Source organism: Parabacteroides sp. AF18-52 (genome assembly GCF_003479145.1).
Taxonomy (GTDB): domain Bacteria; phylum Bacteroidota; class Bacteroidia; order Bacteroidales; family Tannerellaceae; genus Parabacteroides; species Parabacteroides faecis.
In genome coordinates this window covers 18,462-43,977 of sequence record NZ_QUGR01000026.1, presented here as the reverse complement: position 1 = coordinate 43,977, position 25,516 = coordinate 18,462, and the positions used below count along the sequence as shown (strand labels likewise).

The window sequence follows — 25,516 nt, the reverse complement described above, 5'->3', positions numbered from 1 at the left end:
ATGGCAGACTTCGACATCAAAGAGATAAGCGCACTCAAGCTGAAATTACGGATCATTGAGAAAGCGACACTGGTGGGATGGATAGTAGTCATCCTCGGTCTTTATTATGACTGGGATACGATTCCCGGTCTCACGATTGTAACAATTATCATCCTCTATATCATTAAAGGACGGTTTCGCAAACAATTGAAGCAAAAAGAATACCTGGCAAAGATTGTGGAAGAGCGGACCATCGAACTCCGTATCCAACGTGACCAAGTATTGAATGAGTCCAAAAAACTCTCTGATGCCCTGGATGCTCTGGCTAAAGCACAGGACGAACTTGTCCGCAAAGAAAAACTGGCAACCGTCGGCCAATTGACACAAGGACTGGTCGACCGTATCCTGAACCCGATCAACTACATCAATAACTTTGCCGGACTTTCCGCCAACCTGATCAAAGACCTGAAGGCTAACATCACGGAAGAACAGGCGGTCATGTCGAAAGAGAACTATGCCGACAGCATCGAAATACTCGATATGATCAACAGCAACCTGCAAAAAATCAATGAGCATGGCTGCAACACCGTGCGGATCGTAAAAGCGATGGAGGAACTGTTGAAAGACAGGAACGGCAATGCCACTTCTACCGACATCTGCGAACTCTGTAAAGTGAATGTAGACGTGATCCGCAAAGCGTTCAAAGAAGAGATCGAAAGTAAACAGATACAGATCGATATCCTATGCCCGGCAGAACCTGCCATGGCAGAGATAGATATCGAACAAATGAACAAAGTAATGCTCAGCTTGTTGAAAAACAGTATCTATGCATTGCTGAAAAAGTTACAGAAAGAAGAGTTCTCCCCGGTCATCACGATCCAGGTGGAGAAGAGACTAAACGGAACGATTTATATCAGCATCCGTGACAACGGTATCGGTATCGAAGATAATATCAAGAATAAGATATTCGAACCGTTCTTTACAACTAAACCTACTGCCGAAGCGGCAGGTGTCGGTTTGTACCTCTGCCGGGAAGTTATCCTGAACCATCATGGTTCCATCATCGTTAAGAGTGAGAAGGACAACTTCACTGAGTTCATGATTTCTATTCCCATTTATCAAAAGAGCAACAATGAGTGATAACAGCAAACAAGAAATTGAACGTCTGAAAAAACAAGTCAGTCAACAGGAAAAGATGGCTTCACTCGGACTGTTGAGCGCAGGTATTGCACACGAGATACAGAACCCGCTCAACTTTGTGATCAACTTCAGCAAACTATCGTGCAAGTTGTTGCAGGATATGGAAGAAGTACTGGACGAACTGAAAGACAAACTGCCGGCAGATGCTGATGAAGAACTCCGGGAAATCATGGAGGATCTGAAAGGTAACATGAACAAGATTGAAGAGAACGGCAACCGGGCATCCAGCGTTATCCGGGGCATCCTGCTCTATTCACGCGGAAAGGACGATGAATATATTCCTACCAATCTGTGTCAACTGACCAAAGAATACGTATGGCTTTCCTACCATGCGGTACGGGCTAACAATAAGAGCTTCAACGTTGCTATCGAAGAAGAATACGACGATACGCTTCAATTGGTCAAGGTGATCCCGCAGGATTTCAGCCGCGCAGTACTCAATCTGATGAATAATGCGTGTTATGCTGTATTCAACAAGTCGAAAGGTGCTACTGAAACACCTTACAAACCGACCATAAAAGTGAGCCTGAAGAAAGACGGTGATAAAGTGCGCCTCACGATCGAAGATAACGGTTCTGGTATCACGGACGAAGTTAAAGAGAAACTCTATACCCCGTTCTTCACGACCAAACCGCTGGGAGAAGGGACAGGCTTAGGTCTCTCCATCACTAAATCGATCATCGAACAAAAACATAACGGAACGATAGAACTGGAATCCCAACCCAACGAGTTTACTCGTTTTACTATCACCATTCCGATTCAATAATTACAGAAACAACGCTACTATGGCTATAAAAATATTAAGTGTAGACGATGAACTGGACCTGGAAATATTGTTAACCCAATATTTTCGTCGCAAGATAAAGAAAGGCGAATATGAATTTTCATTTGCCCACAACGGACTGGAAGCACTCCAGATGTTGCTTGCCAAACCAGACTTCGATGTGATCCTGAGCGATATCAATATGCCTGAAATGGACGGTCTGACCTTGCTCACCAAAATCAACGAGATGCGCAACCCGGCACTCAAATGTATTATGGTATCGGCCTACGGTGATATGGAAAATATCCGAAGCGCCATGAACCAGGGAGCATTCGACTTCACAACGAAACCGATCAACCTGGAAGATCTGGAACGGACCATCGAAAAGGCTGCCGAACAGATCGCCTTTATTAAACAGGCCCAGCAAGAACATACGCAACTGGAATCCATTCAGAATGATCTGCATGTGGCTCAGGAAATACAACAAACGATCCTGCCGAAGACGTTTCCTCCGTTCCCGGATTTGAAATCGTTCGACTTGTATGCCTATATGAGTGCCGCAAAATATGTGGGAGGCGACTTCTATGATTTTTTCCGTATCGGAGAAGACCGGTTGGGGTTTGTCATAGCCGACGTATCGGGCAAAGGGGTACCGGCTGCCATCTTTATGGCAATCAGCCGCACGGTGATACGTGCCATTGCACTTACCGAAAACTCCGCCGCTTTGTGTATGCAACGCTCCAATAGTATTCTCTGCCAGGAAAGTGTGAACGACATGTTCGTCACCGTATTCTACGGTATTCTGAATATCCGAACGGGCATCGTTACTTATTGCAACGCCGGACATAATCCACCGATTCTGATGAAAAAGGATGGTTCCGTTTCAAAAGTCCCGACAACCAATGACATGATACTGGGAGCCATGAGCGATGCCACTTATCACGAGAAAGAGTTGAAACTCGCTCCCGGCGATAATCTGTTCCTTTACACCGACGGAGTAACGGAAGCGATGAACAAGAAACACGAACTATACAGCGAACGCCGGTTACTCGATAATTGCCGGGAACTGGCAGGAAAGAAACCGAAAGAGGTAGTAGATAAAATTACTGAAACAGTTGGCGAATTTGTCGTAGATGCCGTACAATCGGATGATATAACATTACTATCGATCGCTTACAAAGGATAAAAACAAAAAAGGCTGTCTTCCGACAGCCTTTTTCTATACATTATATTATATATAACTTATTTCAGCAATGAATCGCGGATACCTGTGATCTCTGCATTAGCAGCTCTTGCATCCTGAATAGTTGCAACCTTTTCTTTCAACGGTGAAATAGCTGCACCCAGTTGTTTCAGGTCGGGATAATAATTAGCCAGGTCGGCAACCACTTCTTCCAACATGCTAACACGTTTTTCCATATTAGCAGAAAGACCGGCAGATGTAGCATCGCCTTTTACTACCAATGTAGGATTAGCGATCAGACAAGCATATTCGGCAGAAGCAGCACCTAACATTTCAACTTCAACGTCGATTTTGTTTTCTGCAGCCATCTTTTCGATGATTTTATCTTCCTGAGATTGAAGGAATGCCTGCACCTGTTCTTTTGTTGCATCTTTCGGAGCCTGTTCTTTCAGGATATCCAGAACGAAAGAGATATTCAGGTCGGTAGCCAGTTTTGCAATTACAGCTTCTACTTCAGCAGCAGACTGTCCCATTGCTTTCAGCACGTTATAGTCAGCCATATACATTCCCAATGCACGGGCTTTCTGTGCCGGTGTGCTCAATTCGGCAGCTTTAGCTGTCGGCAACATATATTTTACATCACCTACATTTACTTTTACTTCACCACTTGTCAGACGATAAGGGATTTCAGAATCCGGCATGTCTTTCAGTAATTTGATCGTTTCTTGTTTCAACTCCTCGGTTAACAGGTCTTTAGGTGCCTGACCTGCTATAACGGCAGCTTCCTCAGTTTCTTTGGCTTGTTCGTTTGATTTTTTGGCTCCGTTGCAGGAAGTCATTCCAAACACTAATGCTGCTACGGCGAGCATGCTTAATACACTCTTTTTCATATTGTATAATTTAATAATTTATATTTCAAACTTCATCCTTCGTCCTGTTTAAAGAAACGCCCGGGAAACTCTGCGAATATAGCGATAATCGCTAATAATGCAAAGAAACCTATAACCAATAAATTAAATTTATAGGTAGAAAAATAAAATCCGCCCCAGTTTTTCTCATGACTATAGAAGGTCGCACGCCCCCAATGGTTATCCGGTTCCACATAAACAATACCGACAAGCGGGTAAATACGATTGTTCGTTTCTTTATATAAATGACGGCTGCCGGTTCCCATCACCAGATCCTCTATAGCCATATTATGATGGGCTTTTTTCTGTTCGGTCAACCATTCCGCACCTTTTTCATTACTCTGTTCACGTTGTATCTGATCCAGATAAGCCGTAAAATTATGGGCACGTTGATGTAATGCGGCTGCAACCTTATCCAGATAAGAGAGATAGTTCTCCCCTTCTGTACGCGGTTCGATGCGGGCTGCACGGGCAAGTACGGCCAGTTCATTTTCAACCGTTTTCCGTTTTCCCGGATCGTCAGCGGTTGCGATCTGTTCTGCCAATGTCCGGACTTCCGGCAAATGCACATTCTCATAATATTGCGCCAGATACTTTTCTTTTTCGATCGGGAAATAGGTCCGGTTGTAGGCATTATCACAAAACTGCTCGACCATCAGCGCCTCGAAAGCCCAGCGCGAAGGGATTATCTCACCGATCAGCGGGACAATGTTCTCATCGGAAGCACGGGTATTCAGATCGTCAAACTTGATTACCAACCCGCAAAGTAATATCTGAGGAATCAGCAAAAGCGGAATAGTAATATAGATGGCAACCACCGAACTCATCGTTTGAGACAAGATGAGACCAGTAAGGTTCGCCAGGAAAGAAGTAGCCCACAGGACACTCCACCAGATAAAGAACATCTCTCCGCCTACTCCAATGATGGCATTTCCCACAGCTATGAACAAGAAGGATTGAAGACCGGAAATAAACAACAGATAAATCATCTTGGAAGTCAGATAACTGCTGCGACTCAACCGGAGAAAATGTTCCCGTTTCAGGATCGTCCGGTCCTTTATAATCTCTTCGGCACTGATACTTAGCCCCATGAAGGTCACCACGATCACAGCCATAAAGATATAGGAAACAAAATTCTTATTCGTTAGCAATGCATATTCGCCCCCGTCCACATAACGTGTCAGAAGTGCCACGATCAACGCCAGCAAAGGAGCCTCCAGCAAGGTAATGGCCAGATATTGCTTATTCGCCAACTTCGTCCGGATATTTCTTTCCAGGAAAATCATGAATTGTTTGAACCAGGAAGGCTTCTTCTGCAGATTTTCCGGCAGCTCTTCCTCACTCACCTGCGAAAAAGACGGACGTGAACGTAGATATTCTTCATGCCATTCCTCCGGTGTGAACTTACGGATATCTGTTTGGTTACCCGAATCGTCGATCTTCTTTGAATCGATGATATTCAGGATCAACTCAGGGTTCACATTTCCGCAGGCACTACATACGCTGATATCCGGATCGGTATATTTTGCCGCCTGTTTAAAATAGGTAATAGCCTCTATCGGATTCCCGTCATAAATAGGATAACCGCCTTTATCCAACAGCCATAAACGATCGAACAGTTTATATATTTCAGATGAAGGCTGATGGATATTCACCACCACGAGCTTACCCCGATGCGTCTGTTCCTTCAAAAGTATGATTACTTTCTCCGAATCCGATGATGAAAGTCCGGAAGTCGGCTCATCCAGATAAAGGATAGCCGGTTCGCGGATCAATTCGAGCGCGATATTAAGACGTTTCCGTTGTCCCCCACTGATCGTTTTACGGATAGGGGATCCGACTTCCAGGTCTTTTATTTCCTCCAGACCTAATTCTTTCAATACGGTATCAACCCGTTCTCCTATTTCCTGATCGGAAAGGCAGGCGAAGCAAAGTCGGGCAGTATATAAAAGATTCTGATAGACCGTCAGTTCCTCGATCAGTAAATCATCCTGAGGAACAAAACCGATCAGCCGGCGTGCCTCGGGTGATTCGAGCGGATGCCCGTTCACGGTAATAGTACCCTGATCAGGACGAATATTTCCATTCATAATACCCAGCAAGGTAGACTTACCTACTCCGCTTCCCCCCATAATGGCAACCAACTGTCCGGATTCCAGATTGAAAGAAAAATTATGCAGTCCGTTACGACTGTTCTTAAACGTAAAATCAATATCCCGCCCAGCCAGACGAACGATCTCCTTTTTTTCATTCTTATTGAAAACAGGAAGTAAATCGCTATAATAAACAGGAAGGAACAACGGCCCCTTCAACACGCTGCTATGCTGCCAGGCATAAAACATATCCGGCGAAAGAGGAATATCGTTCATAAAGACCTGCCCGCACCCATGATAAGTAAATATCTGCTTATCAAAACGGCGTATAAAGAATACACGGATAATCCCCTCCATACCTTTCCGCCAGATGTGGTTGCCGTCGGTCTCGTCTTCACCACTGATCGTCAATAAAGAGGCGGAAGGTCTGCCTGTGATAAAAGCCAGCGCATCATCAAATTCATCCTGGGGAATAGCAAATATATCTGCTACCAAACGGAAAAGAGCCATATGCTCATCCGCTTCTTTACTGTTCGTATAAGCAAATTCTACAAAACGGATCAGCAAAAGCAATTGTTCCTCAGCCCGTAACTTCACTTTCATTTGCTCACAGATATTACGTACGATCTGCTCCTTGTCTAGTGCAAAGAGCGAATCGTCATACATATCGCGTAAAGCATTATACAGTTCGATATATTCTTTATGGGACCGTACTCCGAAATGGCTTGACAAATAAGAATGAACAGCGCGGCTGGCCTGTTCCCTTTCAATGCGTACGGAAGAGGCAAAAATGGCAAATAGATTCAGTAGCCCGTTCAGTATGGTCTCATTCATTGCTTGTCTGTTATTTATCTGTATAATAATCAATCAGATTACAAATATAACAAGAATCGACAGGTTTGGCGAAATATCCAAACAAAACATTCCGATTAAATAATAAAAATAAAGGAATACGGCTCATTGAGAATAATTTTTTGCAACTTTACAAAGTGTCAGGTAATAAAGTTCAATTCATCAATAAAAAAGAAATACTATGAAAACAACAAAGCTCCTCTTAGTAATTCCATTCATTTTAATGGGATGTCAGATAATCAATGCCCAATCAAAAGCTAGTAACTTACCGGTATTTGATTTTTCAAAGAACTATCCTCAAAAAAAGATGCGTCTTCAAGAGATGGCTGATATTGAATATGTGCCGCTCGAGACGACTGATGATATTTTATTGAGTGATGGGGCTGTACTCTCCGCTGTCACCGACAAATATATCCTTGTACATGAAACCCGGCATGGTGACATCTTTGTTTTCGATCGTAATACGGGAAAACTTTATTCTCACTTTAACCATAAAGGGCAGAGTGGCCAGGAATACACATGGATCAATGTAGGAACAATCTTTGATGAAAAGAAAGAGGAAATCTATGTGTGTTCCCAGTACATTCAGGTTTATTCCCTGAAGGGTGACTACAAACGAACATTAAAAATAAACACATTCGATAATGAGATGAGTATATTTGATTTTGATGATGAATCGCTGCTCATTTACGAAGGTGTAATCATTGAACCTGGTCGTGAGAAAAAGACAAAAACATCACCTTACCGCCTGGTATCCAAGAAAGACGGCAGCCTGATTTCCGTATTGGATATTCATTTTACAGAAAGATATTCAAACAAGATTCCTCAAAAATTAGAGAACAATATGTGGAGAGCTTTTGGTATTTATTATCCTCAAAACATACATTATGGCCCGGATCTGATGATTGCAGATATATCGTCCGACACACTCTACCAATTATCACCAAGCAAAGGACTAATACCTTTATTAACCCGCACTCCATCGACTCATGCTGCCGAGCCCCGGAATATATGGATTCCTCTTGTTACAACTGATAAATACATGTTGATCGGTACACTTCTTTTAGATTTTAATAATTTGAAAGGCGGACCGATCCCCACGTTCATGTATGAATTAAAAACCGGTGAAATAAAGAAAGTTCCAATTTTGGATGCAGAATATGACACAAGAGCGTGGAGTCAGGGAAGATGGTCGCCGGAAGGGTCACCCGCCATTGCCAGGAATATGGTAGCCGAACTGATTCAGGCATCAGCTGTAATAGATGCTTATCATGGAAAAAGATTGGCTGGGAATGGAGATAAGATTGCGAAAAAACTTGTCGAAGACGACAATCCGGTAGTCAGGATCATCAAATTCAAGCTATAAACATATTGCTTCTATAAGGCTATTGTTCTTTTTCAGGAGAAACCTGACAATAAAAAAACAGCGACTTTAGAGCCGCTGTTTTTATTTTACTTGAAAAGAGAGCCGAAAGCCGGACTCGAACCGGCGACCTATTCATTACGAATGAATTGCTCTACCAACTGAGCTATTTCGGCAACAAACTATATTGTTATTGTTACTTGTTTTTCAATCCGGGCACAAAGGTAAAAAGTCTATTCGACATCTGAAAGAAGTTTGGCTAAAAAATCATCTAAATCTGCATCTAAATCTTTCAACAGCGGATCGTCTGCCCGTAAAAGCTCGTCGTCAATGAATAGAAGTTCCTCTATTACAACGAAATCCTCATCCGTCAGGCTGACAGAGAAAGGTTTCATTATATGAGGGCTATCAAAAACTTTTTTCGCAACTAAAAGAGTCAGCACAGATTTTACAGTGTTGGCTACCTGCTTATTGAACTGTTCTTCTTCACAGGGACAACCTACCCAATCGAAAACAATTACTTTATCCAATAATCGTTCTTCTTCGTCATAGATTTGCAATTCCCCGCTTTCAGGATCAGCCTGGACATATAAATCGCTGTAATAGCCGGTAGAATCTTCAGCAGTCAATTTGTTGATGGCAGAAGTAAATGTTGTCTCCAGGACAGACTGAATCTTTGCATTATTTGCACTCATAACTCTTTTTTTATTCTTTTTTCGAATCGTCTGTCAAAAGTAATAATAATTCGGAGAATATATGATATTATTCTCCAAATTGCATGTTAAGTTTTTTATCTGAACGGACCCGGTTACGTAACACCTCTATATAAAGCTGCAAAAGTTTCGCATTCTTACCGTCTTCACCTTCTCCTTTTTTAAATAACTCGCCTGATTTATTCGCCCATTCATAGGCTTCCTCCAATTCGGTCTTCATCTCACACCCCAGAGCGATATTGGATGCAGCTTTCGCTTTCGACTTCCAACTACCTGAATTCTCATATAAATGTTTCCAGTGCTCAACGGCCTTATCCCACTTCTCGGACTGTGCATAAGCCGAAGCTTCCTTCCATCGTGACCCCATACCGGTATAGAACCAACGTGTCTCGCTATTCCAGTGAGGAACAAAGTTCGGACTGGTTTTCATTCCTATATATTCCGCGGAAGCACGCAACGCGTTTTCCGATGAAGGCAGGAACCTGTCAAGAATAATCTGGTTGGGAGCCTCCTCATTAAAAAAGACACTATCGGCAACATAGACCGTAGCCAACGGATTCGGCCTGCCGGGAAGATAGCCACGCACAACCCCGGAGATTTTCACCTGAATTTCTCCTCCGACATAACCTTCCGGATAAGCTACGATATTTTTCTTTGATTCGAACAACATACGATCGACGGAAACCACCGCATCCGTTCCGGTTTCCTCACACAACGCCTTTACCTGATCCGGCGTCAGTTTCTTGTCCTCATAATAGACATCATCCGTACGGACAGCATCATGATAGAGAAGCACATCCTTAAAAAAGGAGATATCAGCCATTGCTTTTCCTAACCCATTACAGGCATAAAACAAGGCACTATCGGCTTTTACCCTGCAAGTATCCACCTTTTCGCCAAACAACATGAACTCGCACCCGACATCGTCCGGTTGAGGGATAGCATTGTTCACTACCAGGATCTTACCGACATTACCGGGAAATGTTATCTCGGCCGGGTTGTAAGTCTCGATCCCCACATAGTTCACAGAACTACAGGAGGCTAATAAGCAAACGCTCAATAAACAATATGCAACTCTCATCACTTTTTACTATTAGAGGAGGCGCAATGACTTGCGCCCCTAATTATACAATATCACTCACCGCCTTGAAATAGCCGATCGATTCAGCTATACCCAGGAAAGGATCTTTCATATCCTTTTCATATTCAAGACTACACATTCCGGTATAGTTGACTTCACGCATCATTTTCATTAATGCCGGGAAGTCTATTTTTCCACGTCCGATCTCTATGCCGACACCTGCTTTCGAAGAATCCGTCACATCTTTAATATGCATATCAAACACACGGGTATGATATTTTTTCAAGTCCGTTACCGGATTGCAACCGTTACGCAGATCGTGGCCAATATCCAGACACATTCCGATACGCGGATCCAGATCTTTCGTATGCTCCCAAACATCTGTCGCATCCGGATAAGTTTTAATATCGGGTCCATGCAGATGGATCGCATAATTGAAGTCGTATTCCTTTACTTTCTTGTCCACATAAGGGAGCAATTCATAATTGGGAACGCCCACAATAAGCTTTACACCTACGCGTTTCGCATACTCGAAACCACGATCGATCTCCGCTTCGCTCTTCATATATATAGGTCCAACAGCATAGCCGGTTACTTTATGAGCAGCACATTTATCATGAAATGCCTTGATCTGTTCATCGGTACTATCCAGCGGCAAGTGGAAATCCTTGATACAAAGATAATGAATATCGAGTCTCTGCAATGTTTTCAGAGTAGTATCCAAATCAAAATTAACAAATGTATAACCAGCCATCCCCAGATGCCAGGGATTGATCGACTTCGCCGCTTTAGGAATGATCCGGTCCGGCAAACCTGCTTTTACTACTCCTGCCGATCCTAACAATAAGGCACCGGCAAGCCCTTGTCTAAAAAATTTTCTTCTAGAATTCTCCATGGTATAATAATGTATATAAAATATGTTACGGTTTTTTCAGGGGTAACGTCACAATAAAGGTTGATCCTATACCAAACTGCGAAGAAACACTGATCGTTCCTCCCATCTGAGAAATAAGTCCTTTACAAATTGCTAACCCCAGTCCTACCCCTTTGCTCCAGTCATTCAATTGAACGAAGCGGCTGAATATCTTCTCCAGTTTGTCTTCAGGAATACCTTCACCCGAATCTTCCACAGAAAAGACCACATCCGTTGCCGTCACTTCATAACCAAGCCGGATAAAACCTTTTTCCGTATGCTTTATTGCATTGGTCAGCAAGTTAGTAAGAATTTGCGTAAGACGGTTACGATCGGTATAAAAAAGTTGCTGGGGACAGTTATTTAGTTGCAACTCCACTCCTTCCGGCATGCGCATAAGAATGACATTATAAATCTCTTTCATCAGGACAGAAAGCTCATATTCTGCATAATGAAGCGTCATAGTATTCGATTCAATCTTTGAAAGATCCAGTACGTCAGTGATCAGACGCTGAAGCAGCTCATTGTTATTTTGAATAATATTAGCATATTCCTGCCGGGTCTCGACATCTTCCTCATCGATCAGAATCTGGGAAAAACCGACGATAGCATTCAGCGGTGTCCGTATCTCATGGTTCATATTAGCCAGGAAAGCTGATTTCAGATGATCGGCTTCTTCAGCCTTTTCCTTGGCCAGCTTCAGTTGCAACCCATAGCGATGGCGGCTATAAGAAATATACCCCAACAAACAACATAAAAGAAACAGAAAACCAAGTCCGCCCCCCATTTTCAACATCTGGGAATGAGCTTCTGTTACCTCCAGGTCCATTTGCTTATTCTGAAGCTCCAGTTTATCCACTTCATGTTGCGTTTTCATCTCTGCCAATTCCTTATAATAACGTACTTTGGACAGAGAATCATTCAAAACAGCATATTCCTGATAAACCTGGACGGCCTGCTTGTACCGCCCACTTTCATCCAAAATTTCCGCTTTGTTCTTCATTACCTCCAGATAGGCAGACATGGAATTCCGCGTTTTCCATAAAGACAACAGGGAATCATACAAAGCGATTGCCTTATCGTATTGTTTACTCTGATGATAATAAGAAGCAAAAATAGTCTGCAGATCTGATTGATAATTAAACATTTCATATTTATTCAACAGTTTCTGCGCTTGCTGAATATGTTGCATCGCTTCTTTCAATTTACCCATCAATATATATTCTACCGCATAATGCCTGTGAACAACATATTCCAAAAAGTAGACTGGATTTTCCTCATCTATTTTCTCTATTTTACGGGTGTGGCAAATCTTTACATATTCCTCCAAACGATGAATATATTTCATTTTCACATTCAGGTCTCTGGGTTTATTCATTAACTGACGGATAATATTGATACGCTTGATCAAAGGGGCATTACGCATTTCCATACTCCGTAATATCTCCTCATACAGAGCAACACCTTCATCACACAAATTATTTGATAAATAAAAATCAGCCAAAGCCTGATTAGCCATATCGATACCATCCAGATAACCCAACTCTTCAGCTTGTTCTTTTATCTGATTGATGCATTTCAAAACTTCATCATTCTTTTTGGCACGGGTTAAGATATACACATACCAGGCTTTCATCCGGAAATATTCTTCATAGCGCTTTTGATCCAGAAATAAAGGTAATGCCTGCTGCATCCAATAATACATGCTGTCAGGATTCTTTGCATAATAATACCTCACATAACTAAAATAAGCATTTGCTATCTGGGTTTGATTTTTCTGATGCCGGGCTTCTTCCAATAGTTGAGTTGTATATTGATACACCTGAGGCTTCCCTTTATTCGCCTGCACAATTAAAAACAGCGAATCCAGAGACAACGTTTTTTCGATACTTTCAGCACCGTATATTGCTTGTGGGATACAATAAACCCACAAAAGGCAAAAGATGATTAACAACTTTCCTTTCAAAACCCTCATTTCTGCATATCCTCCATATATCAAGGGTCGAAAGTTAGTAAAAATTAGACAAATAATATCTTACGTCCCAATAAATAAAAGAAAAACACCCATATTTGCCGTTTATCTGACAAATACGGGTGCATCCTGTATATAAAATAAAGAGAAATCCCTTATTTTTTCAATGCTGCAATACTCTCTTCAATCGACTTGATTTTACTTTCGGCATCTGCCTGTTTCTTACGTTCCATATCGATCACTTTCGCCGGAGCTTTGCTTACAAAACTTTCATTACTCAGTTTCTTTAATACGGAATTAAGGAAGCCTTGCTGATACTTCAGTTCTTCTTCCAGCTTAGCCAGTTCTTCTTCTACATTGATCATGTTGCCCAGAGGAACAGCATATTCCGTGGTACGAACCAGGAAGGAAACGGCTCCGGCTGCTTTATCGTCTGTCTTAGTAATTTCAGACAAGTTACACATCTTGGCAATCACCGGGTTAAAAGCGTCGTTGTGACCGCCCAACACCTGTAAAACCAACTCTTCCTTATTCGGAATATTCTTCTGCAAACGAATCGTACGGACACCACTGACGATCTCTTTCACGATCTCGAATGATTCCAGATAGGCTTCATCTACCGGTGCAACTTCAGGCATTAATGCAACCATCAGACTTTCACCTTCCTTACGTGGTTCAAGAGCCTGCCATAATTCTTCTGTGATAAACGGCATGAACGGGTGAAGCAAACGAAGCAAAGCGTCGAAGAAACCGAGTGTTGCCTGATAAGTTTCCTTATCGATCGGCAGCTGATAACCAGGCTTGATCATTTCCAGATACCAGGAAGAGAATTCATCCCAGAACAATTTATAGATAACCATCATCGCTTCGCTCAGACGGTACTTGCTGAACAAATCGTCTACCTCGGCAATTGTTTTATCCAACTGCATCTTAAACCATTTAACGGCAGTTGCCGATGCTTCAGGTTGTGCAATCGTATCATCGACCGTCCAACCTTTGATCAGACGGAATGCATTCCATATTTTATTGTTGAAGTTACGTCCCTGTTCGCATAATGCCTCATCGAAAGGAATATCATTTCCGGCAGGTGCAGCCATCATCAATCCCATACGGACACCATCGGCACCATACTGTTCGATCAGCAATAACGGATCGGGAGAGTTTCCTAATGATTTCGACATCTTACGTCCCAGTTTATCACGAACGATACCGGTAAAGTAAACATTCTTGAACGGCATGTCGCCTCTGTATTCGTAACCTGCCATAATCATGCGGGCCACCCAGAAGAAGATGATATCCGGTCCCGTTACCAGGTCGCTGGTCGGATAGTAATAGTTGATCTCTTCATTGTCCGGGTTATTGATACCGTCGAACAGAGAGATCGGCCACAACCAGGAAGAGAACCAGGTATCCAGACAGTCGTCGTCCTGACGAAGATCGTCCATTGTCAGTACCGGATTCTTTTGTTTCGCCAGTTCCAATGCCTTTTCAGGTGTTTCGGCTACCACATAACCACCTTCCGGCAGATAATAAGCCGGGATACGATGTCCCCACCACAACTGACGGCTGATACACCAGTCCTTGATGTTCTCCATCCAGTGGCGGTATGTATTCTTGAACTTAGGCGGATAGAATTTCAGGTCGTCATTCATAACCGGTGTCAAAGCGATCTGTGCCAAATGTTCCATTTTCAAGAACCACTGCATAGACAGCTTCGGTTCGATAGGCACATTGGTACGTTCCGAATAACCTACCTTATTTTCGTATGCTTCCACCTTTTCCAACAGTCCGGCCGCTTCCAGGTCTTTTTCGATCTGTGTACGAACGTCGAAGCGATCCATACCGATATACAGCCCGGCAGCTTCGCTCAATGTTCCGTTATCGTTGAAGATATCAATGGAAGGCAAGTTATATTTCTCGCCTAGCATATAGTCATTTACATCATGCGCCGGAGTTACTTTCAGGCAACCTGTACCGAATTCGATATCTACATAATCGTCCTCGATGACCGGGATCACACGGTTTACCAGGGGAACGATTACCTTCTTACCTTTCAGGTGCTGATTTTTCGGGTCGTTCGGATTGATACACATAGCGGTATCGCCCATGATCGTTTCCGGACGGGTAGTTGCGACAACGGCGTAACCGTCTTCTCCTTCGATTTTATAACGGAGGTAAAACAGTTTGCTATGTTCTTCCTTGTAGATTACTTCTTCATCGGAAAGAGCGGTCAAGGCCTGCGGGTCCCAGTTCACCATACGTACACCACGATAGATCAAGCCCTTATCGAACAGATCGACAAAAACTTTCAATACGCTTTCCGAACGTTTTTCGTCCATCGTAAAAGCAGTACGGTCCCAATCACAGGATGCACCCAGTTTGCGTAACTGTTTCAGGATGATACCTCCGTGTTCTTCTTTCCATTCCCAGGCATGTTTCAGGAACTCATCACGGGTCAGGTCGGTTTTCTTGATTCCCTGCTGTGCCAGTCTGTTCACCACCTTTGCCTCGGTAGCGATAGAAGCATGGTCGGTACCCGGTACCCAGCAAGCATTCTTTCCCAACATACGGGCACGGCGGATCAGAATATCCTGAATGGTATTGTTAAGCATGTGTCCCATATGAAGTACGCCGGTGACGTTAGGGGGCGGAATGACGATTGTGTACGGTTCGCGACCGTCCGGTTTCGACTTGAAAAAGCCGTTATCCAACCAATACTGATACCACTTTCCCTCTACTTCTGCGGGATTGTACTTACTTGCAATTTCCATATTGTTTATATTAATCTGTTATCTTATTTCTCTCTCCATACATATATATTATGTACGAAGGTGCAAAATTACAAAATAAGATGGAATTAGAGTACTTCCGTACAGCTTTTAAATAAGGATAGTTACATTTTAATAATGGAATAAAATGGACTAATTAAAGATATTCGAAGATTGTTTACGGAGCGAAAAGGACAGGAACAATAACCCGAGCCGTATCCACTTTCCAATCCGGGCCTTTTTCGATCAGACGAAGTGCCTCCTTATCCGCCGATGCACACAGGCTTCGTTTGACTTCCAGATTGACAGGGCGGCCTTTGTCATCGATATGAAATTCAACAACGACTATTCCGGTTATTCCTTTACAAATCGAGTCTTGCGGACGAATCAGTTCCTTACGCAAATATTCCTCATAGGCTTTATAACCGATAACGGGTTCCGGCCGGTGTATCGGGGCACGGGCCATAGTTACATCCATCGCTACTTCTTCTTCTGCCACGATCATTTCTGCCACATCGGCGTCATCTTCAACAATAGACAAGACTTCGGCTGTCGCAGGAGCAGCGGCCAAAGGTGCCGGCGGAGGTGCTGCCTGCCGCATCTTGGCTTCAGGCTTTTTCGCTGCTGCCAGAGCTTTCTTTTGCATCGCTTCCGTTTCTTCCTGTAATTCGCCGGTAGCAGCAGCCCGGGCTATCACCGGTTCAGGAGGAAGTGGCGGTGTAACGGCTTCTTCCTGTATAACCATCGACTGCAACTCTTTCGGCAGGCCAACTTCCCTGTTGAACCAGAAGTAACTGCCAAATCCCAGGCAGATCAACAAGCTGGCTGCAATACTCCATTTTGCAATCAGATCTCTTTGGGAACGGGTACGGCGGGAAATACGGCGGCGCATTGCTTCAATACTTTCCACATGGTTGCCTTCCACTGTCTGATAACCATCCAGTGCATCGGACAAGAAAGGATCTCTCATCGCCTCTTTTTCCAGACGATGGGCTTCCTTGCCTTTTCGTGAACCTTGTATGTATTGCAACAGATTTTTCATTGCGCCATTCTCTTTTCAATACAACTTTTCAGATTGCGCTTGCCATTCTGAATATAACTTTTTACGCTTTTGAGCTGATATCCGGTCTGCTCTACGATATCGACGTACGACATTTCTTCCATAAAAAAAGACAGGATACAACGTTGCTGCGGTTCGGGCAGCTTCTCCAGACAGTGCTTGAGGGCTGCCGTACGAGCATCGTCGCTAGTCTCTTCTTTATCTAATAGATGCAATAAATCGTACGATTCCACAAATTGCCGGTCAAAATCAGTTGCTATTTCGGGATTTTCTTTCCGCAAAAGCTGGAAACAATGGTTCTTTGCCACACTGTAAATCCAGGTTCTGAACTCCCGTATCTCGTAACGCGAAAGTTTCGGCAGCAGGTCTTCGAACAATTGCATGACAGCATCCTGTGCTTTCTCTTCTTCCTGCAAATATTTCAGGCACAACCCGTATAGCAATGGAATATAGCGATTATACAGTTCACCGAAATAATCGCTTTTCCCGGTTTCCTTATATAATTGCAGCAGTTCGCTATCTGAATAGGTCGATATGTTACGTCTGAAAAACAGCAAGTTGTTCTCGTTTTTTCTACAAATGTAAACTTTAAATTAAAATCTTTCTCAAAAAAGTTCGAAACATTTATGGAATCCGCCTTTATCGCGGCATCTATCAGGTAAAAGCAATTCATTAATCATTAAACAGGATCAGTCATGAAAACGAAAACAACAATCATCAGCTTACTCACGGCATCTATCCTGGCTGCCGGTCTGTTTCTCCTGGTAATAAAGCAGATACCGGAAACAAAAGAAGTAATAAACACAGACAGTACAGTTATCGCGATCTGTCCGGCTAAAGTACCTGTCGAGGAAAAACCGTTAATCTGCACACCCCCTCCGGTTCCGCATCCGGCGCAGGCTGAGGCACAAACACAGAAAAAGACGAAGGCACAGGTAGAGGTTCTCTCTATCGTTGAAGACGCTGCTCCCATCATTGCAGAAGAAGAAATCGTTTGTTGCGAAGCTTTGGTGACCACATCCTCATCCGATTATTACGATCAGGAAATAAACAGAAACGAATATAACCAACTGGCAGAAAACAAATTCAGGAAAGTCAAGAACGAACCGCTTTCCACTTTTTCGATCGATGTCGATGCCGCTTCTTATGGGACGATCCGGCGCTATATCAATGAGGGGCAAAACCCTCCGGCCGATGCGGTCCGCGTAGAAGAATTGATCAACTATTTCTCCTACAGCTATGAACAGCCAGTAGGGAAAGATCCGGTAAAAATCACTACCGAAATAGGACCATGTCCCTGGAACAAGGAAAACCAACTGGTCCGTATCGGACTAAAAGCGAAAGAGATTCCTTCTGAAAATCTACCGGCTTCCAATCTGGTTTTCCTCGTTGATGTATCAGGTTCCATGTATGGGCCGGACCGCCTGGGATTGGTTAAGTCATCCCTGAAGCTCCTGATCAATAATCTGCGGGAAGAAGATCGCGTAGCCATCGTGGTGTATGCCGGAGAAGCAGGTGTGGTACTTCCATCTACCTCCGGAAGTAATAAGCAAAAGATCCGCGAAGCACTCGATGAACTGACAGCTGGAGGTTCAACAGCCGGTGGTGCCGGTATTCAACTCGCTTATGATATTGCACGGAAGAATTATATCCGGGAAGGAAACAACCGCGTGATACTCTGTACCGATGGTGATTTCAATGTGGGAGTATCATCTTCCGAAAGATTGGAACGATTAGTCGAAAAAGAACGTAAAAGCGGTGTATTCCTTACCGTTCTGGGTTATGGAATGGGAAATTACAAGGACAACAAGATGCAGGTGCTCGCCGAAAAAGGAAACGGCAATCATGCCTATATCGATAATATTCAGGAAGCAAACAAAACGCTCGTCCATGAGTTTGGAGGTACGATGTATGCCGTAGCCAAAGACGTGAAGTTACAGATTGTTTTCAATCCTGAACAGGTACAGGAATATCGTTTGGTCGGTTACGAAAGCCGCTTATTGAATAACAAAGACTTCAACGACGACACCAAAGATGCCGGTGAAATGGGTGCCGGACATACGGTTACGGCTTTTTACGAAATAAAACCGAACAATGCTCCCCGCACCATGCAGTTTGCAGAACCGGAGTTACTGACTATACGCTTGCGTTACAAAGCTCCCAACAGCGACGTCAGCCAACTGATAGAGACTAAATTGAAAGCAAACAACAGCAACAAGCTTTCCCCTGATTTCTATTTTGCATCGGCTGTCGCCATGTTCGGTCAGCTACTGCGCAACTCCGAATACAAAGGAACAGGGTCATATAATCAGGTGATCTCTCTGGCACAAAGCGGACTGGTAAACGATCGCCAAGGTTACAAACGGGAATTTATCCGCCTGGTTGAAACAATAAACGGACTGACTGCAGCAACTCACTAACCGAGCAACAAGAGCATCGCCAACGATTAAGAAGCCAGCCAGCTTCATGTATTCCGATCGATTTTTGGCGTCACTATTTAAAACGCAGAGTATACAGATTGATATTCAACAAACAACAGAGCCTGAAAACGAGTGCCTATCCATTCACAAAGCGATGCCTACCCATTTGAAAAAAGCCGCCGAGCGGTTACAGGAAATACTTACGTATTTAATAAGCCAAACATAGGTGTTTTGTCATCAAAACATATATGATTTAACGACAAAACACCTATGTTTGAAAAGATGAATGTTTGCACAAACGAGAAAAAGTCAATACAATATTTATTGAATAAAATTTAAACAGACCCCAAGATTATGAAACACAGCTTGCAACATTCCGCAATTGCCAGTATCTTTGTAAATTATTTATGAAATAAAATGAGAAGACGCTCAGGTTACAAAGACACAAATCTAAAAAAAGCCCCTCGCGGACGCAAAGTTTCGGTTAAGGAAGAGAATACATTGCTTGCTTTTCTGTTTCAATTGTTGAGCGAACAGAGCAAAAGTTCCGTTAAGGCATTACTTGCCCACGGACAAATCTTGATAAACGGGAAAGTTACTTCCCTGTTCAACGCTCCTTTAGTGCCGGGAGACGAAGTCGAGATCAGTTACGAACGAGGGAAGGTGGAGTTCAGTAACCCCTTGCTGCATATTGTCTGGGAAGATGACGACCTGATCGTTGTCAACAAGAAAAACGGACTCCTGTCTGTTTCCAGCGATCGTGTAAAAGAACGTACTGCCTACCATCTGCTTAGCGATTATGTCAAGAAAAATGATCCGCGAAGCAAGATCTTTGTCCTGCACCGTCTCGACCGTGATACGTCCGGACTGATGATGTTCGCCAAGAACCAGCGCGTGCAAAAAGCTCTGCAATCGAACTGGAACTCGGCAATCACCGAACGCACGTACGTTGCCGTTGTGGAAGGTCGCCCGGAAAAAGACTCCGACCTGATCGTCTCCAACCTGATTGAAAATACGAAAATGCAGGTTTATGTAACAGCCGAAGGCGAAGGAAAAGAAGCGATCACCCGTTATCGCGTGTTGCATAGCAACGGCCATTATTCTTTGCTGGAGCTCGACCTGGAAACAGGCCGCAAAAACCAGATACGTGTCCAAATGGAATCCATCGGACACCCGATCGCCGGCGATTATAAGTACGGCGCAGAGACCGATCCCGCCGGACGGCTGATGCTTCATGCCCGACGGCTCTACTTTATTCATCCGGAGACAGGAGAAGAAATGCGCTTCGAAACACGTATCCCGGATGCTTTCGTGTCATTAGCTAAATAAACACAGACAGAAATATATACATAGTAATGAAGAAACTCTTTAGCATCTTATTGCTGGTGTTCGTAACACTGGCCGTACAGGCTCAAATCCATCAGCCTGTCAAGTGGAAAATAAAACTGGAGGACTCCAAATCTGCCGAAAAAGAAATCGTATTCGCCGCCACGATCGAAAAGGGCTGGCATTTATACGATATGAATCTGCCGGAAGGAGGACCTGTATCGACCTCGTTCACCTTTGAAACGCTTCAGGGGGCAGAACTGATCGGACAACCGGTGTCCAACATCAAACCGACTGTCGTTTACGACGAGCAGTTTGCAATGGACCTCCGCTGGTTCCCCGGTGCCGTTACTTTTACCCAAAAGGTAAAAATCCTCGATCCTAAAAAGTTCAAGATTGAAGGTGAAGTAGAATTTATGGTCTGCAACGACGAAACCTGTCTGCCGCCTGACCGTGTGAGCTTTGCTTTCGACAGCAAAAATACAAAACTGACATTGCCTGCCGATGCCCCTGTCGTGGAAAAAGACGATGTGACAAAAGAACTACCGGACACAAACCTGGTCATAGAAGAAGGGAAAACTCTTACTACACCTGATCCGGTAGCCAAAGAAGAGGTAGTCATCGCTAATCCGGAAAAGATTGCTAACGCACTGACAGACGACGCTGCTTTATGGACACCTGTTATCGATGACCTGAAAGCGTATGGCGACACAACCGTTACTGCAACAGATACTTCCTGGTTATTCATCTTCTTCGCCGGATTCCTGGGGGGACTGATCGCCTTGCTGACTCCATGTGTATGGCCAATGATCCCGATGACGGTCAGTTTCTTCCTGAAACGTACCAAAGACCGGAAGAAAGCGATCCGTGATGCCGTCACTTATGGCCTGTCTATCATCGTAATTTATTTGGTGATGGGATTACTCATCACAGGTATTTTCGGGGCAAGCGCCTTGAACGACCTGTCGACGAACGCTATTTTCAATATCATATTCTTCCTGTTGCTGGTTGTATTTGCTATCTCGTTCTTCGGGGCATTTGAAATGGTATTACCTGCATCATGGACTACAAAACTGGATAGTAAAGCGGATTCTACGACCGGTATATTAAGTATCTTCTTCATGTCGTTTACACTGGTACTGGTATCTTTCTCCTGCACGGGTCCAATCATCGGTACACTGCTGGTACAAGCGGCATCTATGGGTACGGCTGTGGGTCCGGCTATCGGAATGTTCGGATTTGCGTTGGCACTTTCCATTCCGTTCAGTTTATTCGCTATCTTCCCGAATATGCTGCAAAGTATGCCTAAATCCGGTGGATGGCTTAACTCTGTCAAAGTGGTATTAGGCTTCCTGGAACTGGCATTGGCATTAAAATTCCTTTCTGTTGCCGACCTGGCTTACGGCTGGCGTCTGCTTGACCGCGAAGTATTTATCGTTTTATGGATCGTAATATTCTTCCTGTTAGGACTCTACCTGCTGGGCAAGATCAAATTCAGCCATGACAGCGATGTAAAATATGTATCCGTACCACGTCTTTTCATGGCAATCATCTCCTTTGGTTTCGCCGTTTATATGATACCTGGACTTTGGGGTGCGCCGCTGAAATCGATCAGTGCCTTTGCTCCTCCTTTGTATACACAGGATTTCAGCCTGTACAACGACGAGGTACACGCCCCTTATGATGATTACGAAAGTGGTATGGCTTACGCCAAACGGGTAAACAAGCCGGTTATGATCGACTTCTCCGGTTTCGGTTGCGTAAACTGCCGTAAGATGGAAGCATCCGTATGGACAGATCCGAAAGTAAAACAATTACTAGAGAAGGATTACGTACTGATCACCCTGATGGTAGACGACAAAACCAAACTGCCCAAACCGATAGAAATAGAAGAACACGGTAAAGTCCGTAAACTGAAAACGATCGGTGACAAATGGAGTTATCTCCAAAGAAGCAAGTTCGGAGCCAATGCGCAACCTTTCTACATTCTGCTGAATGACGAAGGTAAACCGCTCGGCCCGTCTTACGCCTTCAACGAAGATGTATCGAAATATATACAATTCCTTGAAAACGGATTGAAAGCTTTCAAAGAGCAAAATAAAAAGTAATAAATAAATCAATGTGCAAATATGCCAATTGGATACTCTCAAGCGAAAAGAGTATTTCAATTGGCATATTTGGCACATTATCAAATTGGCATCTTATTCAATGGCAACAAGAGAAGAAAAAATGGAAGCCTTCGGGCAACTACTCGACATCCTGGATGAACTCCGGGTGAAATGTCCCTGGGACAGAAAACAGACAAACGAGAGTCTGCGCACCAACACAATCGAGGAAACCTACGAATTGTGCGATGCAATCATGAAGAATGATAACTACAACATCAAGAAAGAACTGGGTGACCTGCTCCTGCATATCGTTTTCTATGCAAAGATCGGTGAAGAGAAAGAAGCTTTCGATATCAAAGATGTATGCGACAGCCTCTGCCAGAAACTGATCTTCCGTCATCCGCACGTATTCGGCGATGCATCTGCAGATACAGCCCAGAAGGTAGAACAAAGCTGGGAACAGATAAAACTAAAAGAAAAAGGCGGAAACAAAACTGTACTGGAAGGTGTCCCTTCTTCCCTTCCCTCTGTCGTTAAAGCCCACCGTATCCAGGATAAAGCCCGCAACGTCGGTTTCGATTGGGAACAACGCGACCAGGTATGGGATAAAGTGCATGAGGAATTCACAGAACTGAAAGAAGAGATCGACAAAATGGATACGGATAAGATGGAAGCTGAATTCGGCGACCTGTTCTTCAGCCTGATCAATGCCGCCCGCTTGTATAAGATCAATCCTGACAACGCACTGGAACGTACGAACCAGAAGTTTATCCGCCGTTTCAACTATCTGGAAGATCATACCATTAAAGAAGGACGCTCACTGAAAGAAATGTCTTTGGAAGAAATGGATAAGATATGGGATGAAGCTAAATCGAAAGGTTTATAAAAAACAAAAGGGGAACCGACATCACGTCGCCACCCCTCCCTTAACTTAAACGCCAAAACTAAATCTAAACAAAAAACACAAATAATGATAATATTTTATTTTTTCTTGTTTTCTTCTTTCTTATCGTCCGGTCCCTTCATAAAACTTCGTGCAAACTTATATTCGGCACGCCTATATTTATAAAGTTTCTCTGGCGATAATATCTTTTTAAATTTTTCGTAATATTCTTTCTCTAAAGCTGCCTCCTTCATCTTGACTCCGATACATTCATCATTTACTTTTGAATAATCGCTTTCCGTCGGAGATTTCATATGCTTCAGATCCTTTGACAGTCTACGGCATTCACGGCCAACTTCAAACATCTTCTCCTGCAATTCATTACACAAAGGAATGAAAGCTGCAGCTTCTTCCGGTGTCAACCCTACTTCAGCTGTAATAAAGGCATTTCTTTTTGCCTGAAAGGCCTCCTTGTCAAAATGTCGATGTTGTTTATCTCCCTGCGCCAACACTTTCGAAGAGAATAAAACTGAAATCGCCACAAATGTAATAAAAAATATTTTGCTCATACAATTATTATTACAAAAATATGCTAATAACTTCTTTTTTTCGTCAATTTATTCATAATTGCCCAATTCTTCTGCTAAAAGATAATCTGTATACTGGGCTTCCAGATATTCCAGATATTCTTCATTTTCCGCTTCGAGTATCGCAGCTTTTGTTTCCGACGCATCTGTCGACTGCACCAACAGTGTATCAGACTGGCTCTTTTCACCGTCGAAACCGACTATTGCTTTAAAGAACAATCCCAGCCCGGCAAATACCGCCGCCATATACAACCAGGGACGCACACGGTCTATCATAGAGACTTTCTTTGCCTCTACGCGCGGCTTCTCCGGCAACTGGCTCATTATATTAGCCGTGAGATCCTTCATGTACCCATCGGGCACAGTAAAAGGATTCTTTCCTTTAAAACGATCCAGATTGTTTTGTTCTTTTTCCATACACTTCCGTTTTAATACACCTTTGACGAGCTTCGCCCCAAAAGGTTTAAATGTCTTTTGTTAAAAACTCCTCGACTTTTTTGACTGCATGATGATAAGAGGCCTTCAAGGCACCGACAGAAGTTCCGAGAACCTCTGACATATCTTCATATTTCATCTCGTCAAAGTATTTCATGGTAAACACTAAACGTTGTTTCTCCGGTAAGGTGAGAATCGCTTTCTGCAACTTCATCTGAGCTTCGTCACCGTCAAAGTATTCGTCTCCTTTCAGACGTTCCAGCAAAAAGATGTCGGTATCGTCGATCGATACATTGTTCATATTCCGCTGGCGGTTCAGGAAGGTAATACATTCGTTGATGGCAATTTTATACAGCCAGGTAGACAACTTCGCCTCGCCCCGGAAATAATCGATATTTGTCCAGGCTTTCAGAAAAGTATTCTGCAAAAGGTCATTTGCATCGTCATGGCTCAATACCATCTTTCGTATCTGCCAGTATAACTTTTCCCCGTAAAGGCTCACGACTCTGGCAAAAGCATCCCTTTGCCGGGCCGGATCCCGCAGTTGTTCTACTATTTCATCTTCCGTATATTGCTGCATCCTCTCCATTTTGGCTCAAATATATAAAAAAATACGGACATAAAAAAAGCGGGCAACTTTATCAGTTGTCCGCTTTCGGAAGTGCCCAGAACAGGACTCGAACCTGCACGCCTCGCGACACACGCACCTGAAACGTGCGCGTCTACCAATTCCGCCACCTGGGCATTTCATTACTTTCAGGTAAGCAATCTCTCGTGATTGCGGTGCAAAGGTAGTGTTTTTTTTCATACTGCAAAATATTCAGACGTTCTTTTTATATTATTTCTTCTGAATTTTCAAGAAAAGAAGCATACAATTTGCCCTAACAACATTCCATCATAAAAAAACTC

Annotated in this window: 20 protein-coding genes and 2 tRNA genes; 8 read left to right on the top strand and 14 right to left on the bottom strand. The window is 43.5% G+C overall.

Annotated elements, in window-relative coordinates; translation table 11 throughout:
* Genes DWX23_RS23580 through DWX23_RS23570 form a run of 3 tightly spaced genes read left to right on the top strand, consistent with a single transcriptional unit; the run spans position 1 to position 3,128 of the window.
* Positions 1-1,119, top strand: a complete 1,119-nt coding sequence (locus DWX23_RS23580) for a sensor histidine kinase (RefSeq protein ID WP_122353386.1) — start codon at positions 1-3, stop codon at positions 1,117-1,119.
* Entirely contained in the window at positions 1,112-1,945 is an 834-nt protein-coding gene (locus DWX23_RS23575) for a sensor histidine kinase (RefSeq protein WP_122353385.1), read from the top strand. The genes DWX23_RS23580 and DWX23_RS23575 overlap by 8 nt, the downstream gene beginning before the upstream one ends.
* A 19-nt stretch (positions 1,946-1,964) precedes the next feature.
* Positions 1,965-3,128: a PP2C family protein-serine/threonine phosphatase gene (locus DWX23_RS23570; RefSeq protein WP_122376303.1), complete on the top strand. Its 1,164-nt coding sequence runs from the start codon at positions 1,965-1,967 to the stop codon at positions 3,126-3,128.
* Positions 3,129-3,184: 56 nt separating this feature from the next.
* On the opposite strand, the gene DWX23_RS23565 is transcribed toward DWX23_RS23570, so the two are convergent.
* Both DWX23_RS23565 and DWX23_RS23560 read right to left on the bottom strand, forming a co-directional pair.
* On the bottom strand, positions 3,185-4,015 hold the full coding sequence (locus tag DWX23_RS23565) for a hypothetical protein (protein WP_122376302.1): 831 nt from the start codon (positions 4,013-4,015) through the stop codon (positions 3,185-3,187).
* 32 nt (positions 4,016-4,047) lie between these two features.
* Positions 4,048-6,960, bottom strand: a complete 2,913-nt coding sequence (locus DWX23_RS23560; RefSeq protein ID WP_122376301.1) for an ATP-binding cassette domain-containing protein — start codon at positions 6,958-6,960, stop codon at positions 4,048-4,050.
* A gap of 199 nt (positions 6,961-7,159) precedes the next feature.
* On the opposite strand from DWX23_RS23560, the gene DWX23_RS23555 reads away from it, so the two are divergent.
* Positions 7,160-8,344 carry a 6-bladed beta-propeller gene (locus tag DWX23_RS23555; protein ID WP_122376300.1) on the top strand — a complete coding sequence of 395 codons (1,185 nt, stop codon included), beginning with the start codon at positions 7,160-7,162 and terminating at the stop codon, positions 8,342-8,344.
* 100 nt (positions 8,345-8,444) lie between these two features.
* Here DWX23_RS23555 and DWX23_RS23550 read toward each other — a convergent pair.
* From DWX23_RS23550 to DWX23_RS23515, 8 genes are all read right to left on the bottom strand, one after another.
* A tRNA-Thr gene (locus DWX23_RS23550) sits at positions 8,445-8,517 on the bottom strand.
* Positions 8,518-8,574: 57 nt separating this feature from the next.
* Positions 8,575-9,036 carry a hypothetical protein gene (locus DWX23_RS23545; RefSeq protein ID WP_122353380.1) on the bottom strand — a complete coding sequence of 154 codons (462 nt, stop codon included), beginning with the start codon at positions 9,034-9,036 and terminating at the stop codon, positions 8,575-8,577.
* 67 nt (positions 9,037-9,103) lie between these two features.
* Positions 9,104-10,135, bottom strand: a complete 1,032-nt coding sequence (locus tag DWX23_RS23540; protein WP_122353379.1) for a DUF6340 family protein — start codon at positions 10,133-10,135, stop codon at positions 9,104-9,106.
* Positions 10,136-10,178: 43 nt separating this feature from the next.
* Positions 10,179-11,030 (bottom strand): sugar phosphate isomerase/epimerase, encoded by an 852-nt coding sequence (locus DWX23_RS23535; protein ID WP_122353378.1) that lies wholly within the window; start codon positions 11,028-11,030, stop codon positions 10,179-10,181.
* 25 nt (positions 11,031-11,055) lie between these two features.
* Complete coding sequence (locus DWX23_RS23530; protein WP_122376299.1) at positions 11,056-13,023, bottom strand: HAMP domain-containing sensor histidine kinase; 1,968 nt, start codon at positions 13,021-13,023, stop codon at positions 11,056-11,058.
* 152 nt (positions 13,024-13,175) lie between these two features.
* Complete coding sequence (locus DWX23_RS23525) at positions 13,176-15,791, bottom strand: valine--tRNA ligase (protein ID WP_122376298.1); 2,616 nt, start codon at positions 15,789-15,791, stop codon at positions 13,176-13,178.
* A 175-nt stretch (positions 15,792-15,966) separates the two neighbouring features.
* Entirely contained in the window at positions 15,967-16,830 is an 864-nt protein-coding gene (locus tag DWX23_RS23520; protein WP_122376297.1) for an energy transducer TonB, read from the bottom strand.
* Positions 16,827-17,405, bottom strand: coding sequence for an RNA polymerase sigma factor (locus DWX23_RS23515; protein ID WP_075556863.1), 579 nt, complete (start codon positions 17,403-17,405; stop codon positions 16,827-16,829). The genes DWX23_RS23520 and DWX23_RS23515 overlap by 4 nt, the downstream gene beginning before the upstream one ends.
* Positions 17,406-17,543: 138 nt before the next feature.
* On the opposite strand from DWX23_RS23515, the gene DWX23_RS23510 reads away from it, so the two are divergent.
* The 4 genes from DWX23_RS23510 (at position 17,544) to mazG (ending at position 23,588) form a co-directional block, all read left to right on the top strand.
* Positions 17,544-19,268, top strand: a complete 1,725-nt coding sequence (locus DWX23_RS23510; RefSeq protein ID WP_122376296.1) for a VWA domain-containing protein — start codon at positions 17,544-17,546, stop codon at positions 19,266-19,268.
* Positions 19,269-19,685: 417 nt separating this feature from the next.
* Positions 19,686-20,597: an RluA family pseudouridine synthase gene (locus DWX23_RS23500; RefSeq protein WP_122353365.1), complete on the top strand. Its 912-nt coding sequence runs from the start codon at positions 19,686-19,688 to the stop codon at positions 20,595-20,597.
* A 26-nt stretch (positions 20,598-20,623) separates the two neighbouring features.
* On the top strand, positions 20,624-22,702 hold the full coding sequence (locus DWX23_RS23495) for a cytochrome c biogenesis protein CcdA (RefSeq protein ID WP_122376294.1): 2,079 nt from the start codon (positions 20,624-20,626) through the stop codon (positions 22,700-22,702).
* Positions 22,703-22,802: 100 nt separating this feature from the next.
* Complete coding sequence (gene mazG / locus DWX23_RS23490) at positions 22,803-23,588, top strand: nucleoside triphosphate pyrophosphohydrolase (RefSeq protein WP_122376324.1); 786 nt, start codon at positions 22,803-22,805, stop codon at positions 23,586-23,588.
* A 95-nt stretch (positions 23,589-23,683) separates the two neighbouring features.
* On the opposite strand, the gene DWX23_RS23485 is transcribed toward mazG, so the two are convergent.
* From DWX23_RS23485 to DWX23_RS23470, 4 genes are all read right to left on the bottom strand, one after another.
* A complete protein-coding gene (locus tag DWX23_RS23485; RefSeq protein WP_122353363.1) occupies positions 23,684-24,154 on the bottom strand; it encodes a hypothetical protein in 471 nt (156 codons plus the stop codon).
* 48 nt (positions 24,155-24,202) lie between these two features.
* Positions 24,203-24,589 (bottom strand): hypothetical protein, encoded by a 387-nt coding sequence (locus tag DWX23_RS23480; RefSeq protein ID WP_122353362.1) that lies wholly within the window; start codon positions 24,587-24,589, stop codon positions 24,203-24,205.
* A gap of 46 nt (positions 24,590-24,635) precedes the next feature.
* Positions 24,636-25,187 (bottom strand): RNA polymerase sigma factor, encoded by a 552-nt coding sequence (locus DWX23_RS23475; RefSeq protein WP_122353361.1) that lies wholly within the window; start codon positions 25,185-25,187, stop codon positions 24,636-24,638.
* Between the two features lie 82 nt (positions 25,188-25,269).
* A tRNA-Leu gene (locus DWX23_RS23470) sits at positions 25,270-25,351 on the bottom strand.
* Positions 25,352-25,516 lie beyond the last annotated feature (165 nt).